13 protein-coding genes are annotated in these 18,082 nt (G+C 46.5%); 4 read left to right on the top strand and 9 right to left on the bottom strand.

Going from position 1 to position 18,082, the window contains the following annotated elements:
* Positions 1–15: 15 nt before the first annotated feature.
* Together ACINK7_RS08020 and ACINK7_RS08015 are read right to left on the bottom strand one after the other, a co-directional pair.
* Positions 16–2,292: a DNA translocase FtsK gene (locus ACINK7_RS08020; protein WP_404360813.1), complete on the bottom strand. Its 2,277-nt coding sequence runs from the start codon at positions 2,290–2,292 to the stop codon at positions 16–18.
* Positions 2,293–2,521: 229 nt separating this feature from the next.
* Positions 2,522–3,250 carry a metallophosphoesterase gene (locus tag ACINK7_RS08015; protein WP_404360812.1) on the bottom strand — a complete coding sequence of 243 codons (729 nt, stop codon included), beginning with the start codon at positions 3,248–3,250 and terminating at the stop codon, positions 2,522–2,524.
* Between the two features lie 88 nt (positions 3,251–3,338).
* On the opposite strand from ACINK7_RS08015, the gene ispG reads away from it, so the two are divergent.
* The 4 genes from ispG to ppdK all read left to right on the top strand — a co-directional run bounded on the left by ispG (position 3,339) and on the right by ppdK (position 9,056).
* A complete protein-coding gene (gene ispG / locus ACINK7_RS08010) occupies positions 3,339–4,565 on the top strand; it encodes a flavodoxin-dependent (E)-4-hydroxy-3-methylbut-2-enyl-diphosphate synthase (protein WP_404360811.1) in 1,227 nt (408 codons plus the stop codon).
* Between the two features lie 55 nt (positions 4,566–4,620).
* On the top strand, positions 4,621–5,115 hold the full coding sequence (locus tag ACINK7_RS08005) for an ATP-dependent zinc protease (protein ID WP_404360810.1): 495 nt from the start codon (positions 4,621–4,623) through the stop codon (positions 5,113–5,115).
* A 166-nt stretch (positions 5,116–5,281) separates the two neighbouring features.
* Positions 5,282–6,229 (top strand): histone deacetylase family protein, encoded by a 948-nt coding sequence (locus ACINK7_RS08000; protein ID WP_404360809.1) that lies wholly within the window; start codon positions 5,282–5,284, stop codon positions 6,227–6,229.
* A gap of 76 nt (positions 6,230–6,305) precedes the next feature.
* A complete protein-coding gene (gene ppdK / locus ACINK7_RS07995) occupies positions 6,306–9,056 on the top strand; it encodes a pyruvate, phosphate dikinase (protein ID WP_404360808.1) in 2,751 nt (916 codons plus the stop codon).
* A 422-nt stretch (positions 9,057–9,478) separates the two neighbouring features.
* On the opposite strand, the gene ACINK7_RS07990 is transcribed toward ppdK, so the two are convergent.
* The 7 genes from ACINK7_RS07990 to ACINK7_RS07960 form a co-directional block, all read right to left on the bottom strand.
* Positions 9,479–10,672 carry a TIGR03087 family PEP-CTERM/XrtA system glycosyltransferase gene (locus ACINK7_RS07990; RefSeq protein ID WP_404360807.1) on the bottom strand — a complete coding sequence of 398 codons (1,194 nt, stop codon included), beginning with the start codon at positions 10,670–10,672 and terminating at the stop codon, positions 9,479–9,481.
* 3 nt (positions 10,673–10,675) lie between these two features.
* Positions 10,676–11,695 carry a FemAB family XrtA/PEP-CTERM system-associated protein gene (locus ACINK7_RS07985; RefSeq protein WP_404360806.1) on the bottom strand — a complete coding sequence of 340 codons (1,020 nt, stop codon included), beginning with the start codon at positions 11,693–11,695 and terminating at the stop codon, positions 10,676–10,678.
* Between the two features lie 30 nt (positions 11,696–11,725).
* A complete protein-coding gene (locus tag ACINK7_RS07980) occupies positions 11,726–12,583 on the bottom strand; it encodes an XrtA system polysaccharide deacetylase (RefSeq protein WP_404360805.1) in 858 nt (285 codons plus the stop codon).
* A gap of 24 nt (positions 12,584–12,607) precedes the next feature.
* Positions 12,608–14,104, bottom strand: a complete 1,497-nt coding sequence (locus ACINK7_RS07975) for a TIGR03016 family PEP-CTERM system-associated outer membrane protein (protein WP_404360804.1) — start codon at positions 14,102–14,104, stop codon at positions 12,608–12,610.
* A gap of 6 nt (positions 14,105–14,110) precedes the next feature.
* The gene (locus tag ACINK7_RS07970; RefSeq protein ID WP_404360803.1) at positions 14,111–15,016 is read right to left on the bottom strand and encodes an XrtA-associated tyrosine autokinase; all 906 of its coding nucleotides are present in this window, start codon (positions 15,014–15,016) and stop codon (positions 14,111–14,113) included.
* Positions 15,017–15,484: 468 nt separating this feature from the next.
* Entirely contained in the window at positions 15,485–17,002 is a 1,518-nt protein-coding gene (locus ACINK7_RS07965; RefSeq protein WP_404360802.1) for an XrtA system polysaccharide chain length determinant, read from the bottom strand.
* 89 nt (positions 17,003–17,091) lie between these two features.
* Positions 17,092–17,811 carry a polysaccharide biosynthesis/export family protein gene (locus tag ACINK7_RS07960; protein WP_404360801.1) on the bottom strand — a complete coding sequence of 240 codons (720 nt, stop codon included), beginning with the start codon at positions 17,809–17,811 and terminating at the stop codon, positions 17,092–17,094.
* Positions 17,812–18,082: the final 271 nt, after the last annotated feature.

Raw genomic sequence — 18,082 nt, 5'->3', positions numbered from 1 at the left:
GAGCTCTACGCAACATCAATCTTTCGGCGGCGGTGGCGCCAATACTTCGCGCGAACCGTTAGATTCCGCCGGACTCACGACACCTGCCGCCTCCATATCCTCAATCATGCGAGCCGCACGGTTATAGCCAACCTTAAAACGGCGCTGCACACTGGATATCGACGCCTTACGCGTTTCGGTAACAAACTGAACCGCCTCGTCGTAAAGCGCATCGGTTTCACTATCAGTATCGGAAAGCCCGCCGAACCCATCGCTATTATCGCTTCGCTCTTGGGTAATTTCGTCCAAATAATCGGCAGGCCCCGTTTCTTTAAGAAACTCGACAATACGATGCACTTCGTGATCGTCGACGAACGCACCGTGCGCGCGAATGGGAATACTGGTTCCTGAGGGCAAAAATAACATATCACCGTTGCCTAATAACGTTTCCGCCCCGCCCTGATCCAAAATGGTTCGAGAATCGATGCGCGAAGACACCTGAAACGATATCCGAGTCGGCACGTTGGCCTTGATTAAACCGGTCAAGACATCGACCGACGGCCGTTGCGTCGCCAGAATCAAATGAATGCCGGCCGCCCGGGCTTTTTGCGCCAATCTTGCGATCAACTCCTCGACTTTTTTGCCGACGATCATCATCATATCGGCCAGTTCGTCGATTACGATAACGATACTCGGCAAGGTCGTCAAAACCGGAAATTCCTCGCCCTCTTCGAGCGGTCTCTCCAACACAAAAAACGGATCGCGTATGCTTTCACCTTTCGCATCGGCATCGTTGATCAATTGATTGAAACCAGCCAGATTTCTGACCCCCATCTTGGACATCAACTTGTAACGGCGCTCCATTTCGGCGACAGCCCAACGCAAGGCATTACTGGCCTCTTTCATATCGGTCACGACCGGCGTCAATAAATGCGGAATGCCTTCGTAAACCGACAGTTCCAACATTTTCGGATCGATCATGATCATTCGAACTTCTTTCGGCGTGGCTCGGTACAGCAGGCTTAAAATCATCGTATTGATCGCAACCGACTTACCGGAACCGGTCGTACCGGCCACCAAAGCATGCGGCATTTTGCCTAGGTCGGCAACGACCGGCGCACCGGAAATATCCTTGCCCATCGCCAAGGTCAGCGGCGATTTAGCTTTCTCGAAACCTTGCGAAGCCAACAATTCGCGTAAAGTCACCATTTCGCGTTCTTGATTCGGGATCTCCAGACCGATATAAGGCTTGCCGGGAATGACTTCGACGATACGAACGCTGGTTACCGATAACGCACGAGCAAGGTCTTTCGACAAACTACTGACTCGACTGACTTTAACGCCGGCCGCCGGTTGCAATTCGAAACGAGTGATTACCGGACCGGGATGGACAGCAACCACTTCGGCCACGACATTGAAATCCTGTAGTATTTCCTCGACCAAACGGGACATATCCTCCAATTCGCTTGGCGAATAACCTTTGACTCGAATATTGCGTTCGTCGAGCAAAGATAAAGGCGGCAATTCGCCTTCTGAAACCTTACTAAAATCGATTTTCTTTTGCTTGGTTTTACTTGGTGGAACAAACGATTCTTCTTGCAAATCCACTACTGGAGCGGCTTTGGTTTTTTTCAGGATTTTTCCTTTCGATTTTTCACGAGGCTTGGCCGAAACCGGAGACTCCGCGACCCGTCTTTCATATTGATTTTGTAGCACCCCGAACAGTCCTTGGCCTAACCAACGAAAAAACAGTAAGGTGTATTTACCCACGCCATCCATCAATTTAAACCAAGACAAGCCCGTAAATAGCGTCACACCGGCCAATAGAATCGCCAATAACATTAAGGTCGCACCGGAATCTCCCAACGCCAACACAAAAATATCCCCGGTTTCCTGGCCTAAAATGCCGCCTGTCGAACCGGGCAAATCGATGCGAATTCTCAGAAAATGCAGATAGATCAATGAAGTTCCAGCCATCAAGGTAGCGATAAACCCTAACCAACTAACCGCAATGCTCAGTTTAGCGGTTTCCCGGCTTTTTCCGACATACATCAAATAGGCTTGGCGAATTATCATGATCGGAAACAAATACGCCATCAATCCGAAAACGCTGAGCGTAAAATCGGCCAGCCAGGCACCCACCATGCCGCCGGCGTTATTGATGCCTTGCCCGGTGCCGCTATGGGTCCAGCCGGCATCTTCATTACTAAAAGTGACGAGTGAAATTAAAAAGAACAATGCACAGGCCGCCAAACCTAATAAGGCAACCTCTCGCAAACCTCGAAATGTTTTTTCTTCAATCACTGCAGACATAAACAAGTTCTCTTAATTTATTCGATAAAACATCATTATAGATGATTAATTGAATATGTAACATGAATTAGCCCAAGACCGGGAAAAACAGATGATCGCTAACCTAGGGCAAATACGTCGATGCGGAAGCTGCCGAAAGCAGAATTTCAAATTTCGGTGAAGATCCAGAAAGGGAAAGAATGCTTTCACTTCCCCTTCACGACTTACCGCTTACCCCCACACACAGCCTTCAAATCTCAACGACCTTATTCACATCAAAACCGTCAACCGTTTTACGCCCCATATAACCTCTTGGATTGCAAAGTATTCGAGCGCCGGCGATACGATAGTCGCTTATGCTATGCACATGACCATGAAACCAAGCCGCTACCTCGTACTCATGTAAAAAGGCTTTTAAATCATTGCAATAAGCAAACTTTTTCAACGCATATGGCGAATCGTTCCAACTCCATGAAGTCGGCGCATGATGTGTCACTACTACGGTCTTGCCGTCGAATGGCCGTCGCAATTCGGCTTCAAGCCATTGTTTCGATCGCTGATGTAATTTATAAAAGCTTTCAATATCGAAAGCATGACCGCTATAAGTGATTTTTCTAAAATCATTCAAGGTTTTGCCTAACGCCTCAGCAGTCTCCACCCCGTCAATCATTAAATCAGCCCACAGCGTACACCCCACAAACCTGACATCCTGATAAACGAAGATGTTATTTTCCAAAAAATGAACTCGGCTTCCAGCGCATTCCATTCGTAGCATTTTCAGCACGTCATGATATTCCCCGGTATAAAACTCGTGATTACCGGCCACATAAATGACCGGTTTGTTGAAGGATTTCAGCCAATCCACACCTTGTTTATTTACACCAATATCGCCGGCGGCAATGATGATGTCGGCGTCATTGCTTGGTGTTTGTAAATTGCCGAATTCCAAATGAACATCAGAAAAATAATTAATCTTCACGATTTAACTCTTTAGAATTGTCCGTATAGAGTATAATTGCGATCATTCTTTCAGATAATGTCAACCATTTCCATAAAGATTTAAGTCTATGTCAATCAGCCCAAGAAAAATTACCCATCAAGTTCAAATCGGCGACATCAAAGTGGGCGGCGGCGCGCCAATCGTCGTTCAATCGATGACCAATACCGATACCGCCGATATCAAAGCGACAGTCAACCAAGTCATGGAACTGTCGAAGGCCGGCTCGGAAATCGTACGGATTACCGTCAACTCCGAAGACGCGGCTAAAGCCGTTCCCGAAATCCGCAACCAACTCAATCAAAAAGGTTTTACCGTTCCGATCGTCGGCGATTTCCATTTTAACGGACATAAATTACTCGAAAAATACCCCGCCTGCGCCGAAGCCTTAGATAAATATCGCATCAATCCCGGGAATGTCGGACGCGGTAAAAACCGCGACCCGCAATTTCAACAAATGATCGAGTTCGCTTGCCGCTACGACAAGCCCGTTCGAATCGGCGTTAACGGCGGTAGTCTGGATCAAGCGGTTTTAACGCGCCTTTTGGATGAAAACAGACAAAAAGAAAATCCGGACGAACTACCTGCCGTTACTCGAGAAGCGATCATCGTCTCGGCACTCGAAAGCGCAGCCCGCGCCGAGGAAATAGGCCTACCCGCCAACAAAATTTTATTGTCTTGTAAAATCAGCAACGTTCAGGAATTAATCAGCATTTATCAAGACCTGAGTAAACGCTGCGATTACGCATTACACCTAGGTCTAACCGAAGCCGGCATGGGCTCGAAAGGTATCGTAGCCTCTTCGGCTGCCCTATCCGTCCTCATGCAACAGGGTATCGGCGATACGATTCGGATCTCGCTAACGCCTGAACCCGGCACCGCCAGAACTCAAGAAGTCGTTGTCGCACAGGAAATTTTGCAAACCATGGGCTTTCGCTCGTTTACCCCGATGGTTATCGCCTGCCCCGGTTGCGGCAGAACGACCAGCGACTATTTCCAAAAATTGGCGATGGAAATTCAAAATTATCTGCGCGTCAGTATGCCGTCTTGGCGCACTAAATATCCCGGCGTCGAAGAAATGGAAGTCGCGGTCATGGGTTGCGTCGTAAACGGCCCCGGAGAAAGCAAGAATGCCAGTATCGGCATCAGCTTGCCCGGCACCGGAGAAACTCCGGTCGCTCCGGTTTATGAAGACGGTGTCAAAACAGTCACTTTGAAAGGCGATCATATAGCCGAGGAATTTCAAGCGCTGGTCGAACGCTATATTGAAACTCACTACGGAACCACGGCTCAGTAGCCGGCAACCATAAGCCCCGGTTTTGATACCGGGGCTTTTTGATGAATCAGACACCATGACTTCAGAATTCGTTGAACTGCCAAAATTAGGCTGGAGAGAATGGCTGGCCTTGCCGGGTTTAAATATCCCCCGGATAAAAGCCAAAATCGATACCGGTGCTCGCACTTCGGCTTTACACGCCTTTTATATCGACCCCTATAAAAAAGGCAAGGATCATTGGATCATGTTCAACATTCACCCCGACCAACATCGCATCGATACGGTCATCGAATGCCATGCTCAAGTTAAAGATCTGCGCATGGTGACCGACTCCGGCGGACACAAAAGTCGCCGTTATGTGATTGAAACCGAACTTCTTCTTGGCACTTCACTGATCACAGCAGAACTGACTCTAACCAATCGCGACAATATGAAATTCCGTATGCTGCTGGGTAGAACCGCGATGCGCGGTCAATTTATTATCGACCCGGGAGCGTCCTATATCCAAGGCAAACCGGATCGAACAATGTTCGAAATGACCCAAAACTCGACAACTGAGCAACGTACTTGAGATATTGACCATAGCTTTACCGATTTAGCAGTCAATAACAATAAGTCTTATTTCGCCAATTCTATTCACTATTCACTATTCACTATTCACTATTCACTATTCACTATTCACTATTCACTGCTAACAAAAAAGTCTAAGCAATTATTTATCGTCAGAACTAAAACGCATGCCCACACTGTACTACACACATCCGGCCTTTTTAGAGCATGATACCGGCCCCGGCCACCCTGAATGCGCCGCTAGGCTGCTGGCAATCGACGAAGCCTTAAACGCGCCGAATTTTAAGCGCTTGATCCGGGTGCAACCTAAATGGCGTGACGATCTTCAAGAAAAAGTTGCGTTAATTCATAGTCCAGCTATGATCGACGGCATTCTCAACAGCATTCCCAACCAGGGCTTGCATGCGCTCGATCACGACACCATCCTCTCTCCCGGCTCCGGGACCGCCGCCTTACTCGCGGTCGCTGCCGTTTGCGATGCAGTGGATAAACTCTGCACACATCAGGCGACTTCCGCTTTTTGCGCGGTTCGCCCGCCCGGACATCATGCCGAACCCGATCGACCGATGGGCTTTTGCCTATTCAATAATATTGCCATCGCGGCGGAATATGCACGGTTGCATTATTCCGTCGGCAAGATTGCGATCATCGATTTCGATGTACATCACGGCAATGGAACACAAGCTGCGTTTTACAAACAACCTCAGATACTCTACGCTTCGTCTCATGAAATGCCCCATTATCCCGGCACGGGGCACCCCAAGGAAACCGGCGTCGGCAACATCGTAAATGTGCCGCTGCATCCTGGGGCTTCCAGCACCGAATTCAGACAGCTGTACAGCTCGATTATTTTACCGGCGGTTCAACATTTCAAGCCTGATCTGATATTGATATCCGCAGGGTTCGACGCTCACCAAGACGATCCGTTAGCCGGCATTCGGCTAACTACGGAAGACTACCAGTGGGTCACCGAACATATAAAAGCCATTGCCGAAGAAAGCGCTAAGGGCCGAGTTTTATCCGTATTGGAGGGCGGTTATCATATTAAAGCTTTGGCCGAGAGTGTTGCCGCGCATGTTAAATCCCTCATGAACCCTGTTAGAAACGCTTTTTAATTTATTGCGAATTACCGTATGCTAAAGACACTCAAAGACCCTCTCTTTTTTCCATCAGCTCAAATACGGATCTACCATGACTGAACAATATATTTACTCGTTCCAAAAAGGCGACGGCAAAAACAAAATGCTATTGGGCGGAAAAGGCGCGAATCTGTGCGAAATGACGCAAATCGGACTCAACGTTCCTCCAGGATTTGTCATAACCACGACCGCCTGCCTAGATTATATAAACAACCAGCGCTTACCCGACGGCTTAATGGATGAAGTCAAAGCTCACATTACCGAAGTCGAAACGCAAACCGAAAAACAATTCGGCGGCCGCGACAACCCCTTACTAGTCTCGGTACGTTCCGGCTCGGCGATATCGATGCCGGGCATGATGGATACGATTTTGAACCTTGGTCTCAACAAACAAACCCTAGCCGGTTTGATCGATCAAACCGGCGACCCGCGTTTTGCCTATGACGCGTATCGGCGCTTCATTCAACTGTTTGGCAAGGTCGCTTTGGGTATTGACGACGAAAAATTCGATCAGCATTTTGATGCCATCAAGAAACAAGCCGGCATTAAAGCCGATGTCGGTCTTGACTCCGAACATTTACGCCAAATCAGCGAACTGTTCCTGCAAGTGGTTCATGAAGAAACCGGAAAACCCTTTCCTGAAGATGTCTATGAACAACTGGAACTATCGATAAAAGCGGTTTTTAATTCATGGATGGGTAAACGCGCGGTCGATTACCGCCGGGAATTCCATATCACTCCGAAAATGGCCAATGGCACCGCCGTCAATGTCGTGACGATGGTATTCGGCAACATGGGCAACGACTGCGCGACCGGGGTCGGCTTTACACGCAATCCGGGAACCGGCACCAATGAGATGTACGGCGAATATTTGGTCAATGCGCAAGGCGAAGATGTCGTTGCCGGCATTCGCACTCCGAAACCGGTGCACGAACTATCTAATGAAATGCCCGATCTTTACCGACAACTGGTCGAATTACGCAATAAACTCGAAACCCATTACAAAGAAGTTCAGGATTACGAATACACGATCGAGCGAGGCATACTCTATTGCCTGCAAACGCGTAACGGCAAAATGAATGCGACTGCGATGGTCAGAACGTCGGTCGAAATGGTTGCCGAAGGCTTGATCGACAAAAATCGCGCCTTATTGCGGATCAACCCCGAATTGCTTGAACAACTCTTGCATCCGCAACTCGACCCTAATTCAACAGCCGAAGCGGTTGCACAAGGCTTACCGGCCTCGCCGGGCGCAGCCTGCGGTAAATGCGTATTCGAAGCCGACACGGCCGAACAATTAGGTCGTGCGGGCGAAGCGGTCATTTTACTGAGAGAAGAAACCAAGCCCGAGGATATTCACGGTTTTTTTGCCGCGCAAGGCATTCTGACCAGTCGCGGCGGGAAAACTTCGCATGCCGCCGTTGTGGCCAGAGGCATGGGCAAGGCTTGCGTAGCCGGCGCCGAGGACATCAAAATCGATGTCCGCTCGCGTCAAGCCGTCATAGGCGAATTGCATATCCGTGAAGGCGATATGATCACAATCGACGGCAGTACCGGTTTGATCTTTTTAGGTAGAATCCCCACGATCGAACCCTCTTTTTCGGAAGAATTGAAAACCCTGTTATCTTGGGCCGATGAAGTTGCCGAATTGGAAGTGCATGCCAATGTCGATACGCCGGAACGCGCCCGCTTGGCCGCAAGCTATGGGGCTACAGGAGTCGGTTTATGCCGCACCGAACGCATGTTTAACGCCTCCGACCGCCTGCCGCTCGTTATCGATATGATTCTTGCCGGCAACAAGGAAGCGCGCCAGGAAGCTTTAGCCAAGTTATTCCCGATTCAACGCGACGATTTTCAAGAACTTTTTGAGGCCATGTCACCTTATCCGGTCACGGTCCGCCTGCTGGACCCGCCGATGCATGAGTTCCTGCCCGGCGAACATCAATTGGAAGATGAAATCCGGGCCTTGAATCAATATAAAATCATGATTCAAGGTCAACAAGTTACACTCGACACCTTGGGTTCACATGCCTTATTGCCGTCGCCGTTCAATCATCTGAACGAAGAGGTCATCAACAAAGCGATCGCAAAAAAGGAATTGATGCTGAGTAAGGTCAAAGAGCTCTACGAAGTGAACCCGATGCTCGGCCATCGAGGCGTCAGACTGGGTATGTCCTACCCTGAGATCTACCAAATGCAGATCCGCTCGATTCTTGAAGCGGCAGCGCTATGTATTAAGCAACGCAAACCGATTTTGCCCGAAATCATGGTGCCTCAAGTCATTACCGTTCAGGAATTGATAAAAGTTAAGTCTTACGTCGATCAAATTCAAAAAGAGGTCGAAAAACAGTATGGCATAGACTTGGAATTCAAATTCGGCACAATGGTCGAAACCGTTAGGGCTTGCACGCGCGCGGCAAAACTGGCCGATGTCGCCGAATTTTTCTCGTTCGGTACCAACGATCTGACGCAAGCGACTTTTTCGTTTTCCAGGGAAGATGCCGAAAATAAATTCCTGCCCTTGTACAACGAATCCGGGCTACTAGCGGATAACCCGTTTGAAGTGCTCGACGCTAAGGGTGTCGGTCAATTGATGAAAATGACAGTTGAATTGGGGCGACAAACCCGGCCCGATATCAAAGTGGGTATTTGCGGCGAACAAGGCGGACATCCGGAATCGATCCGCTTTTGCCATCATATCAAACTGGATTATGTCTCATGTTCGGCACCTAGAATTCCTATCGCAAGGCTCGCAGCGGCTCATGCCAAGTTGCTTGAAAACGAATACAGCATAGAGTTCTAACTTGTGACGCAAACCTCCCTTTGTTAGTCAGACAGGGTACGCATCAGCAATTCTCAGTTTGAGAAATTTCTCCGTGTTCAGGGTGCGGGGTATGCCTGTCGAGGAACGCCGTAAACCCATCCATGGGGGCTTAGCGGCGGCTAAACGCCAAGGATGGCGTGTATTAGGGCACCAACAGTAGGCGCTTTAGGCGATGCAGGGCAGAAAAATGCTCCTGCATTTTCTGCATTCGTTACATCCTTGTAACTCAGCAATTGCCGAGGAGCAAAAATCTGCCCTGCTGCCGACATCCTCGCTAGCCACACCCCATACCTTTATAAAGTTAACCATTTTTTGGGTACAAAGGGAGTAGGCAATCTCTTGAAATGCTTCATTAACTTCATGTGCATCATGGTTGAACTGCCGAATTTAGGTTTATAGGATCAACCGATCAACTCGATCAATCGGTCGGCCGACGTTTGCCAACTGAAATTCTCCAGCACGAACTGCCGATTGCCTTCCGACCGCTTGCCTCCTTTACCTTGGGCAAGCGCCTCACAAACTCGATCGGCGAACGGCTGTTCATCGTCGATTATCGCGACATTCAAACTGTCATCGACCGGAATGCCTTCAATCGCCATCGATGTCGCAATGACGGGTTTAGCCATGGCCATTGCTTCCAAGACTTTATTTTGAATGCCTCGGGCAATACGCAAAGGTGTAACGACCAAATCGGCATGCGCGATAAAGGGGCGAACATCGTCCACACTACCGGTCACGACCACACCGTCTATTTGGGCGAGCGACAACACGTCCTTGGTCGGCTTGGAACCGACAATATAAAATTCGGTATCGGGGTGTTTTTTCCGAATGGCAGGAAATACCTTTTCGGCAAACCATTTAACCGCATCGACATTGGCCCAATAATCCATCGCGCCGGTAAACGCTAATACTTGGCTTTCCGGGCGATACGGCGAGTCGAATGCATGATCCGGCGAAAAATAATCGGTATCGACGCCGTTATTGACCGAACCGATTCGAGCCTCGAATTCCGGAGCCAAGGTTTTAAATAAACTAGCTTCTTGTTCGGAAACAAAAAAACCAGCTTTGGCTTGAGAGATCAATTGCTTCTCAAATTCGAGCAAGCGTTCGGACTCGCGCCGATAGATCCAGCTTTCCGGCCAAGTCTTTTTCTCGGCGTATTGCCGCCATTTATCCGAATCGACGTCGACATAATCGGCAATTAGCGTCAAATCTTCTCGATTAAGGACATATTGCCCCATGACCGACGAAAAAATCAGCACTTTGCGAATCTGATGGCGCTCGATGACGTCATTCACCCATTGCTGGAGCTTAGGATTCTTGTAATAAGGCAGACTTAGGGCCTTGCCGGTCAATAACCCGGTAAGGCTTTTGATTTTGGATTGCAACGGATCTAGCGATTCGATGCAGGATTCATGACAGTAACTTTTGACCGTGTCGGCGTACTGCCGATCGTTGGGATCATCGATGAAGCTACCCAAGAAGATTTGATACTGCTGCGATAACGCCTTTAGAAAATGAAACGAGCGGATTTTATCGCCTTTATTCGGAGGATAGGGAATACGATGAACCAGAAATAATAAATTTTCCCTCATGCATCACCCTAAATCTTTTGATAGCCAAGGTCCGACGACCCGACTGACCGGCAAAGGTAAACGTTTCCAGGCCTCGATAAATAATCGATATTTCGGATTCAACGGATTGATATCGGGCAATCGATCGGCCTTGACTAAATGGAACTCGTAAAATAACGGTTCGGGCTCAAAGCCCCAATGCTTCTTAAAACGGTAGGAACCGGTGCCGATTTTACTGCGGCCGTAATCGAATATCTTTACGCCTTTATCGACGGCCCGTCGCATCACTTCCCAATACATGAAGTCGTTACCTTGCACCGATCTAGCCTGATCGTTACCGCCGCCGTAATAAGGCAGTATTTCATCCTTAAAATAAAAACTCATGACACTGGCAATCAGTTGACTGTCCTTTTCGACCGTCAATATCTCGCATTGATCCTTAAATACATCCTGCAAAATTTGGAAATATTTTTTGGAAAAAACCGGCGTACCGAGGTTTCTGACGCTTTCCGAATACGCTTGATAAAAACGTTCGACGTCTTGGTCGATAACGCTCACCAAGCCGGCATTGATGCCTTTTCGGATCATCGCACGTTGTTTACGCGGGATCGCCAGCATGTTCTTTTCAGGATCCGGATCGAGCGTCTTTCGAAAAGTTACATAGAGTTCTTTATAAGGACGCTCCGGCGATTTTTGAACCCGGTTTCGCATTTCCAGATAATCAACGTTCAATTGTTCGGCCAAACGGCAGGCTTCTTGATCGAGCATGGCATAACTTTCTTCGTCCTCGGCGACTATACCGCCGTAAACGCAAAACGATAACGAACATAAGGCATGCCCGAACAGCGGACTTTTGATTTGGGCCAACGGTAATATGCCGGTGATTTTCCCGTTTTTTTCGATGTAATAGAAATAAGTTTTATGGCCGAAGGCGCGTTCTATGACGTCTTTCCAGCCGGACAGATGAAAAAAAGTGGCGTCCGGTTGCTGCTCTACGAAGGCGTCCCATTTGTTATAGTTGTTTGAGTCCAGTAATTTGAGCATTGTATAAGATATAAGAAAAATAAAACCGGTTTATCGGCGCGAATGGTTATCAAGAAAAACATTCGACATCGTATCCCAGGAAAAATCGTTGAGCAGATTGACGATGCGCCCTTCCATTTTATCGAGATTCAAATAATGCCGGAATTTCGATTTGAAACTCACGTTTTTCTGTCTCGGTTGTTCGGGGTCGATTTCCCAAGGATGGCAATAAAAAATTCCGGCCTGATGTTCTTTTTGATTAATGGCGTTAAAGGCCCATTTAGATAAAAAATAAGGATAAAACCTGAAAAAACCGCCGCCGCCGCACGGCCAATTCTTACCGGCTAATGGTAACGTGGTAATCGGAATTTCCTTGAAATTATTATCCGCAATCGGTTCGTAGATAAACCTCGGCGCTTCCGGCATGCCGTATAAATCATGCTTGACCGGATAGACGCTGGAACTGTATCGAAATCCCGCTTCAGCGAGAATATTGTGCGCCCAAGGATTGCTCGCGCCGATCGAATAACTCGGCGCCCGGTAGCCTATCACTTCCCGGCCGCCGATATCTTCCAGCATTTTTTTGGTTTTTACGATGTCTCGTCGAAATTGTTCGGGATCGAGTTCGGTGACCCGAATATGATCATAACCGTGACAGGCCAGTTCATGACCTTCCTTGACGATTCTTTGTATCAATGCCGGATGCCGTTCGGCAACCCAACCGAGAGTAAAAAAAGTCGCTTTGATATTGTGCTTTTCGAATAAATCCAAGAAACGATGCGTATTGTAATCCGCCCGTTGCGGCAATGTTTCCCAGTCGGATTTGGCAATTGTTTTCTCAAACGCGGAGACTTGAAAATAATCCTCTACATCCACGGTCATCGCATTCGTTATTTTATTATTCTCCATTTAAAGACCAATTATCGTTTAAAGTTAGAAAAAAGCCATCAAATTCAATGTAACGCGGTTTTCATCGAAACTATTGATGTTAGTGTTTGAACTTTGATTGATATAACGATATTCAATGTTACCGTTCAATTGCCGCAAGATGCTTCTTTGCACTCGAAAAGCCATGTCGAAACGGTTGTCCGTTGAAAAGTCGGTGTCGGTCACCTGATAACCGGAACTTAAAAAGGTATTGGTTCTGGGCATAAAATTCCACATCCAAGTTCCTCTGATACCATAAACCTCGTCCTTGACTTGACTCTCTTGAAAGGTTCTTCTTTCGGTGAAAACATTCGCACTAAGAATGCTTTTACCTGTGCGGTAGGAATACGATAGCTGGCCTCTTCTTCTGACAAAAACGTCATCGATCAAACTTGGATTGGCGGGATTAAACAATATAGGATCGGTTATCGGGTTGCCGGATTCATCCTCCTCGGGAGGAATCAACACCTGCTGAACCGTGGTAGTATCCTCGTTGTAGGTTAAATTAACTACTGATCGCGGGGTAAAATAACGCAGACTGCCTTGCCAGACATCGCCGGTATTCGTGCCGATATCGTTGTTACGATAGGTCACGGATGCTTGTAAACGTTGAAACGGCGAAAAGAAAACCGTGACATAGGAGTTATTCCCATATCCCGCCGATACGCTGAATCGTTGACTGGGCCTCCATTGCCCGCCGAAATTATAATAAAAGCCGTTTCGGCTGAACCCGGTGGTCGACTGAAAATCGTTGTTTGCATAGCCGCCTTGCGCGATCAAGCTAAATTTTCTGTTCAAATTGTATCGGAGTAAAGCATTGGAATCTTGAAAGCGTATGTCCTCTCCGCTACTGTTTTGATTGATTCTATTATTGAAATTTAAACGCCAACCCACTTTCGAAAAATACCTGCCGCTATTCAGCATGACATTTTGCGAAAAACTATCGGTATCGGATAAAGGCCCTTCGCTGGAACTCACCCTATCGTAACTGGCTCGAGCCAACCCGTTAGCATAGCTTCCAAACCTTGGGGTCCATGTCGGAGCAATCCCAAATGTAGAAATCGTTGAAGTATTGCTTTGATCACCGGTAAAGTTATCGCTGACGATCCGCGTATTGGAAATATTTTGCTGGCTAATGGAACTACGGGACTGAACGAAAAATCGTCCCGGCGAAAGAATGTAGTTGCTGTTATATTGTAATTGATGGTTTAAATCGATGCCGGAATCGCCGCCGGCATTATATATACCTTGCAATCGATAATTCAGATTTAAATTATAGCGGCCCGATTGACCGTTAACAAAAAAACCGGGCGTAATCGCGGTTACCCAAGCGCTTTGTTCCTCGCCTTTCGGTGCGAGTCTAATATTGTCCGAGTAAACTTCTTGTAAAAAAACACTGGGCCTGAAATTAAGATTTAAAGCCCAGGCATTAGTAGAACAACCCCATACCAAGTAACCGCTGACCGAAGCGACAATGAACCGCCTTAATTTAAGGTGTTTCATAAAAAATCAATATTGCCCGTATCCATAGTAGTTCATATCCATGCTTCTTTGCGTTTTGTTCAACAAAGCAAGAACCACATCGCAGGACTCCAATTTTTTGACCGCTTCCATCACAATATTTTGAGCCGTTTTTTCGGCCTCGATCACCAAAATAACCTGACCGACCATGCTGGATAAAACTTCCGCTTGCGTGGCCGCCAATAACGGAGGCGAATCGAAAATCACGATACGATCGGCATAACGCTCGCTCAACTCTCTCGAAAGGTTGATCATTTTGTTACTTGCAAGCAATTCGGTCGAGAATTGATGCGCTTTTCCAGCCGGAACAATACGAAGTCCGGCGATTTCGGTCTGTAAAATAATATCCGAAAAATCGATCTTGTTACCTTCCAAATATTCAATGAGCCCGGGCGTTCTTTTGATACCCAATACCCTGGAAACCGATGGTTTTGCAACATCCGCGTCGATTAACAACACTTGCTTATCGCGCTCGGCCGCGATGCTGATAGCTAAATTAATAGCGGAAAAGGTTTTTCCTTCTCCCGGAACGCTACTAGTCACCAAAATAAGATTAGAACGCTCGATGCCTTTTTCAATGCCGCCCAGTGCATTGGACATGATCGGCCGCTTAATGCTTCTAAATTCTTCCGCAATCTTCATGTGCCCGACTGACGGATCGATAAAACCATGCTCGTGTAGAAACTCCCAATTAAACCGTTCGATATTTTTTTCGCCGACGTTTGAGGAGTGCGCGTTGGCATTACCATTATTATCGTCAGTTAAAAAAAATGCATCAAATGCATCATTGGGGTGCGTCGATTCTGTTTGATTATCAACAATGGAGTTGGATCTTTTCGCAGAACCGAGACTCTCGGCTAAGCTAGCTTTTTCTAAAGCCTTTTCAATACTCATTCATTACTCCAAAATTTCATCATTCCGTGGCCTGTCAGATGTCCTTGGATCGATATAATCATACTTTTTCCATTAATATTACTCTGTTTCGACGACTATTCAGAATTATTTTACAAATATATCTTATATTATTGATTTTGTTAAGGACTAGCGACTTTCTTCCAGATATTATTTAATAGATTTCAAACCTATCAAACACTAAAAAGACGCAATGAGGCATCTTTACGTGCCGCGGACTATAGATCATTCCGTTAATTGTTGCCCTTGATATACACCCATCGTAGATCAAAATTCGGCAACGGTAGACTCTATGCCAGTATCCATCCTGGCCCCTCACCTAGCGTAAGGTGAGGGACCAAGTACACCGGTACCTCCAGGCACTACCGAAATTTGAAGTGCAAAAGGTATATATTCGCACTTCATTCGCAATGTCCAAACTTGATGAGCAAAAGATATCATTACGGCATTCTAAACTTTAAAAACCATAATTCCGGCATAAGCAGTCACTAACAATCCGCAAGCCATCGCATATTGAACTATTTGCATCCTCATTTTTCTCGTTTGTTCACGATTTCTAACAATAGAGACGCTGCCTAAAACAGGAATCCCCGTCATCGTTCTGATTTGATTGGATGCAATAAAAGTCGGCTTTATCAATACCGCTAAAAAAGCGATCGCGATACCTACAACTAACCCGCCCCCTAAAGCGGCGGAATAAAGAATGGCTCTTTTAGGCCCGGATGGAGACAGTGGTTTATTAGGCGGATCGGCCACTTTAAACCGTAATGATGTACCTTCGGCATCAACCTTTTCCGTTAAGTTCATCTGCTCTTTTCTTTGCAGCAAGGCATCGTAATTTTTCTTAATTGCACTATAGTCTCTATTCAGGTTCTGCATCTCCGTTTCAACGTTCAATCGTTGATTGAATTCATCATCGAGCTTAACGATTTTTTGTTCATAAGATTCTATTCTCGATTTAATCGATGCTATCTGTGCATCGATTTCGTTAAGGGATGCCTTGATAGATTGAACAAACGGATTGGAATGCGCCGCAGCCGCACCTTCCGTTTCGAGCTCTTCTTTTTCTTGCGATTTGCGTTTCAAAATAGATCTAATTTGATCGTTAATAACCTTTACGCTTGGGTGCTTACGCGTATATTTCAGCAATAACTCATCACGCTGAGAGACCAGGGCCGTTAACCTTGGGTCTTCCGCTTTGTTGGTATTGAGAGACAGACCCCATTCGTCTTCCGCACTTTCTTGAGCTTCCACCAACTGTTCTTTTAAAACTTGTTTTCGCGAATCCAGTTCTTTTAAAGCTAATTTAGCCTCTTCAATGGTTCTATTCAATTCTTGTATTTGACCAACTTGATCGCCGCTTTGTCCTGGCAGCATCCCGACATTAGCGCGTTTGAAATTTTCCCGCGCTTTTTCAGCGTTTCGAAGTCTTTGCTCGTACTCTTGAATTTGAGTCAATAAAAAACGCTGTGTGGAATCGGCATCATCCAGGGCTGTTTTTTGCGCTTGTTCCGAAAAAACCGTAAGCACGGATTGAACGACATGCTTGGCTTCGAGCGGATCTGTTGCCTCATAGCTAATGGAAAAAATATCATTTTTTCCACCATCTATCTTAATGTTTTCTTTCAGCTTATTAATTAAGGCTAACTTTTCACTTTCGGTGTTTAGATTCGTATCCAAGCCTGCGAGGTTAGATATTTTTTCCAAATGATATCGAGTAAACATCAGCTGTTTCATGATCGCGACCATGCCTCTAATGTCAGACTGTATCGCTAAGCCGCTCAATAATGGCCTCAGCATGGTTCTAGTATCAACCTGAACGCGTGCAGTAGACGAGTATTTATCGGGCAGGTTCAGTATATACCACCAAGCGGGAAGACAAATGAGCCAGGCCGAGATAATAATAAACCACTTATATCGGAATGTTGCCTTTATATAATAAAGAATTTCAGCAAATTGCTCTTGCATGTCTAAACACTACCTCTTAATAAATCCGCACATAAACCATGCTTCGCGCGAAGTCTATACGGAATACAACTATTAAAAATCATCCCCATTTAGAAAAAGGATTCCGGAATAATCAAAATATCGCCCGGCATTATCCTAACATTCGCCGACAAATCGCCATTGCTTAATAAATCATCTATTCGAACACCAAATTGATAATCGTCATCATCGATTTTTCGAATAATACTTGCTCTATTACCATCGGAAAAAATTCCCAACCCACCAACTTGTATCATTAAATCGAGCAATGTCATGCCTTTTTTATAAGGAAAGGCTTTAGCGGTACCGCTTCCTCCCATTCCGCCGCCGCCCATTCCTCCTCCCATTCCGCCGCCGCCCATACCTCCTCCCATACCGCCGCCCATACCTCCTCCCATGCCGCCGCCCATTCCTCCTCCCATGCCGCTACCGGTCATGATAATTTTTACTTGCTGTTCGTAAATACCCTGAAAACCGCCCACAATGATAGCAACTTGAGGGTCTCTGACATATTCGCTCAAAATGACTTCCATTTCACGCGCCAATTCGGAAGGCGTTCTGCCAAGTGCATCGACATCGTCGATCAATGGCGTGGTTATCTTTCCATCGGGTCGAACAGTCGCTGTTGTCGATATTTCCGGATAACCCCATACAAATATCTCCACACTGTCTCCCGGACCAATTCTATAGGTATAGTCCTGCGGCAATTCAGATTCATCGGTCAAGGGAGGATAGCCGCACCCGGACAAAAGCAAGAAGAACAGAGATAAGATAAATATTTTTTTTGTCATACCAATTAAACTCTAGATTTGAAAATAAATCTGACACGCGCCTTTTCTAATGGTGCATCGAAAATAACTCGGTTTTGTCTGATACCGAAATAGGTCCTTACTCAAACTTCAAAAAAATGAAGCCAAAATCGATGTAAATCCTATTTGATTTACAAAGGGAATCAACCCAAAAATTGCTAAAGAAGTTGAAGTCTACAGATAGTAGACGGCTGGCTCGATGAATTCCGTTCATTCTTATCAACTTCGACGCTCAAATAATCTATGATTTTCA

It is taken from the genome of Methylotuvimicrobium sp. KM1 (assembly GCF_044788715.1).
Lineage (GTDB): Bacteria > Pseudomonadota > Gammaproteobacteria > Methylococcales > Methylomonadaceae > Methylotuvimicrobium.
The sequence above is the reverse complement of the archived record's forward strand: the minus strand, read 5'-3'. Positions and strand labels throughout refer to the sequence as shown.

What these genes read in the sequence shown, in the direction of transcription:
- ACINK7_RS08020 (WP_404360813.1), bottom strand. Translation starts at nt 2,292, where the DNA reads ATGTCTGCAGTGATTGAAGAAAAAACATTTCGAGGTTTGCGAGAGGTT.
- ispG (WP_404360811.1), top strand. Translation starts at nt 3,339, where the DNA reads ATGTCAATCAGCCCAAGAAAAATTACCCATCAAGTTCAAATCGGCGAC.
- ACINK7_RS08005 (WP_404360810.1), top strand. Translation starts at nt 4,621, where the DNA reads ATGACTTCAGAATTCGTTGAACTGCCAAAATTAGGCTGGAGAGAATGG.
- ACINK7_RS08000 (WP_404360809.1), top strand. Translation starts at nt 5,282, where the DNA reads ATGCCCACACTGTACTACACACATCCGGCCTTTTTAGAGCATGATACC.
- ppdK (WP_404360808.1), top strand. Translation starts at nt 6,306, where the DNA reads ATGACTGAACAATATATTTACTCGTTCCAAAAAGGCGACGGCAAAAAC.
- ACINK7_RS07990 (WP_404360807.1), bottom strand. Translation starts at nt 10,672, where the DNA reads ATGAGGGAAAATTTATTATTTCTGGTTCATCGTATTCCCTATCCTCCG.
- ACINK7_RS07985 (WP_404360806.1), bottom strand. Translation starts at nt 11,695, where the DNA reads ATGCTCAAATTACTGGACTCAAACAACTATAACAAATGGGACGCCTTC.
- ACINK7_RS07980 (WP_404360805.1), bottom strand. Translation starts at nt 12,583, where the DNA reads ATGGAGAATAATAAAATAACGAATGCGATGACCGTGGATGTAGAGGAT.
- ACINK7_RS07975 (WP_404360804.1), bottom strand. Translation starts at nt 14,104, where the DNA reads ATGAAACACCTTAAATTAAGGCGGTTCATTGTCGCTTCGGTCAGCGGT.
- ACINK7_RS07970 (WP_404360803.1), bottom strand. Translation starts at nt 15,016, where the DNA reads ATGAGTATTGAAAAGGCTTTAGAAAAAGCTAGCTTAGCCGAGAGTCTC.
- ACINK7_RS07965 (WP_404360802.1), bottom strand. Translation starts at nt 17,002, where the DNA reads ATGCAAGAGCAATTTGCTGAAATTCTTTATTATATAAAGGCAACATTC.
- ACINK7_RS07960 (WP_404360801.1), bottom strand. Translation starts at nt 17,811, where the DNA reads ATGACAAAAAAAATATTTATCTTATCTCTGTTCTTCTTGCTTTTGTCC.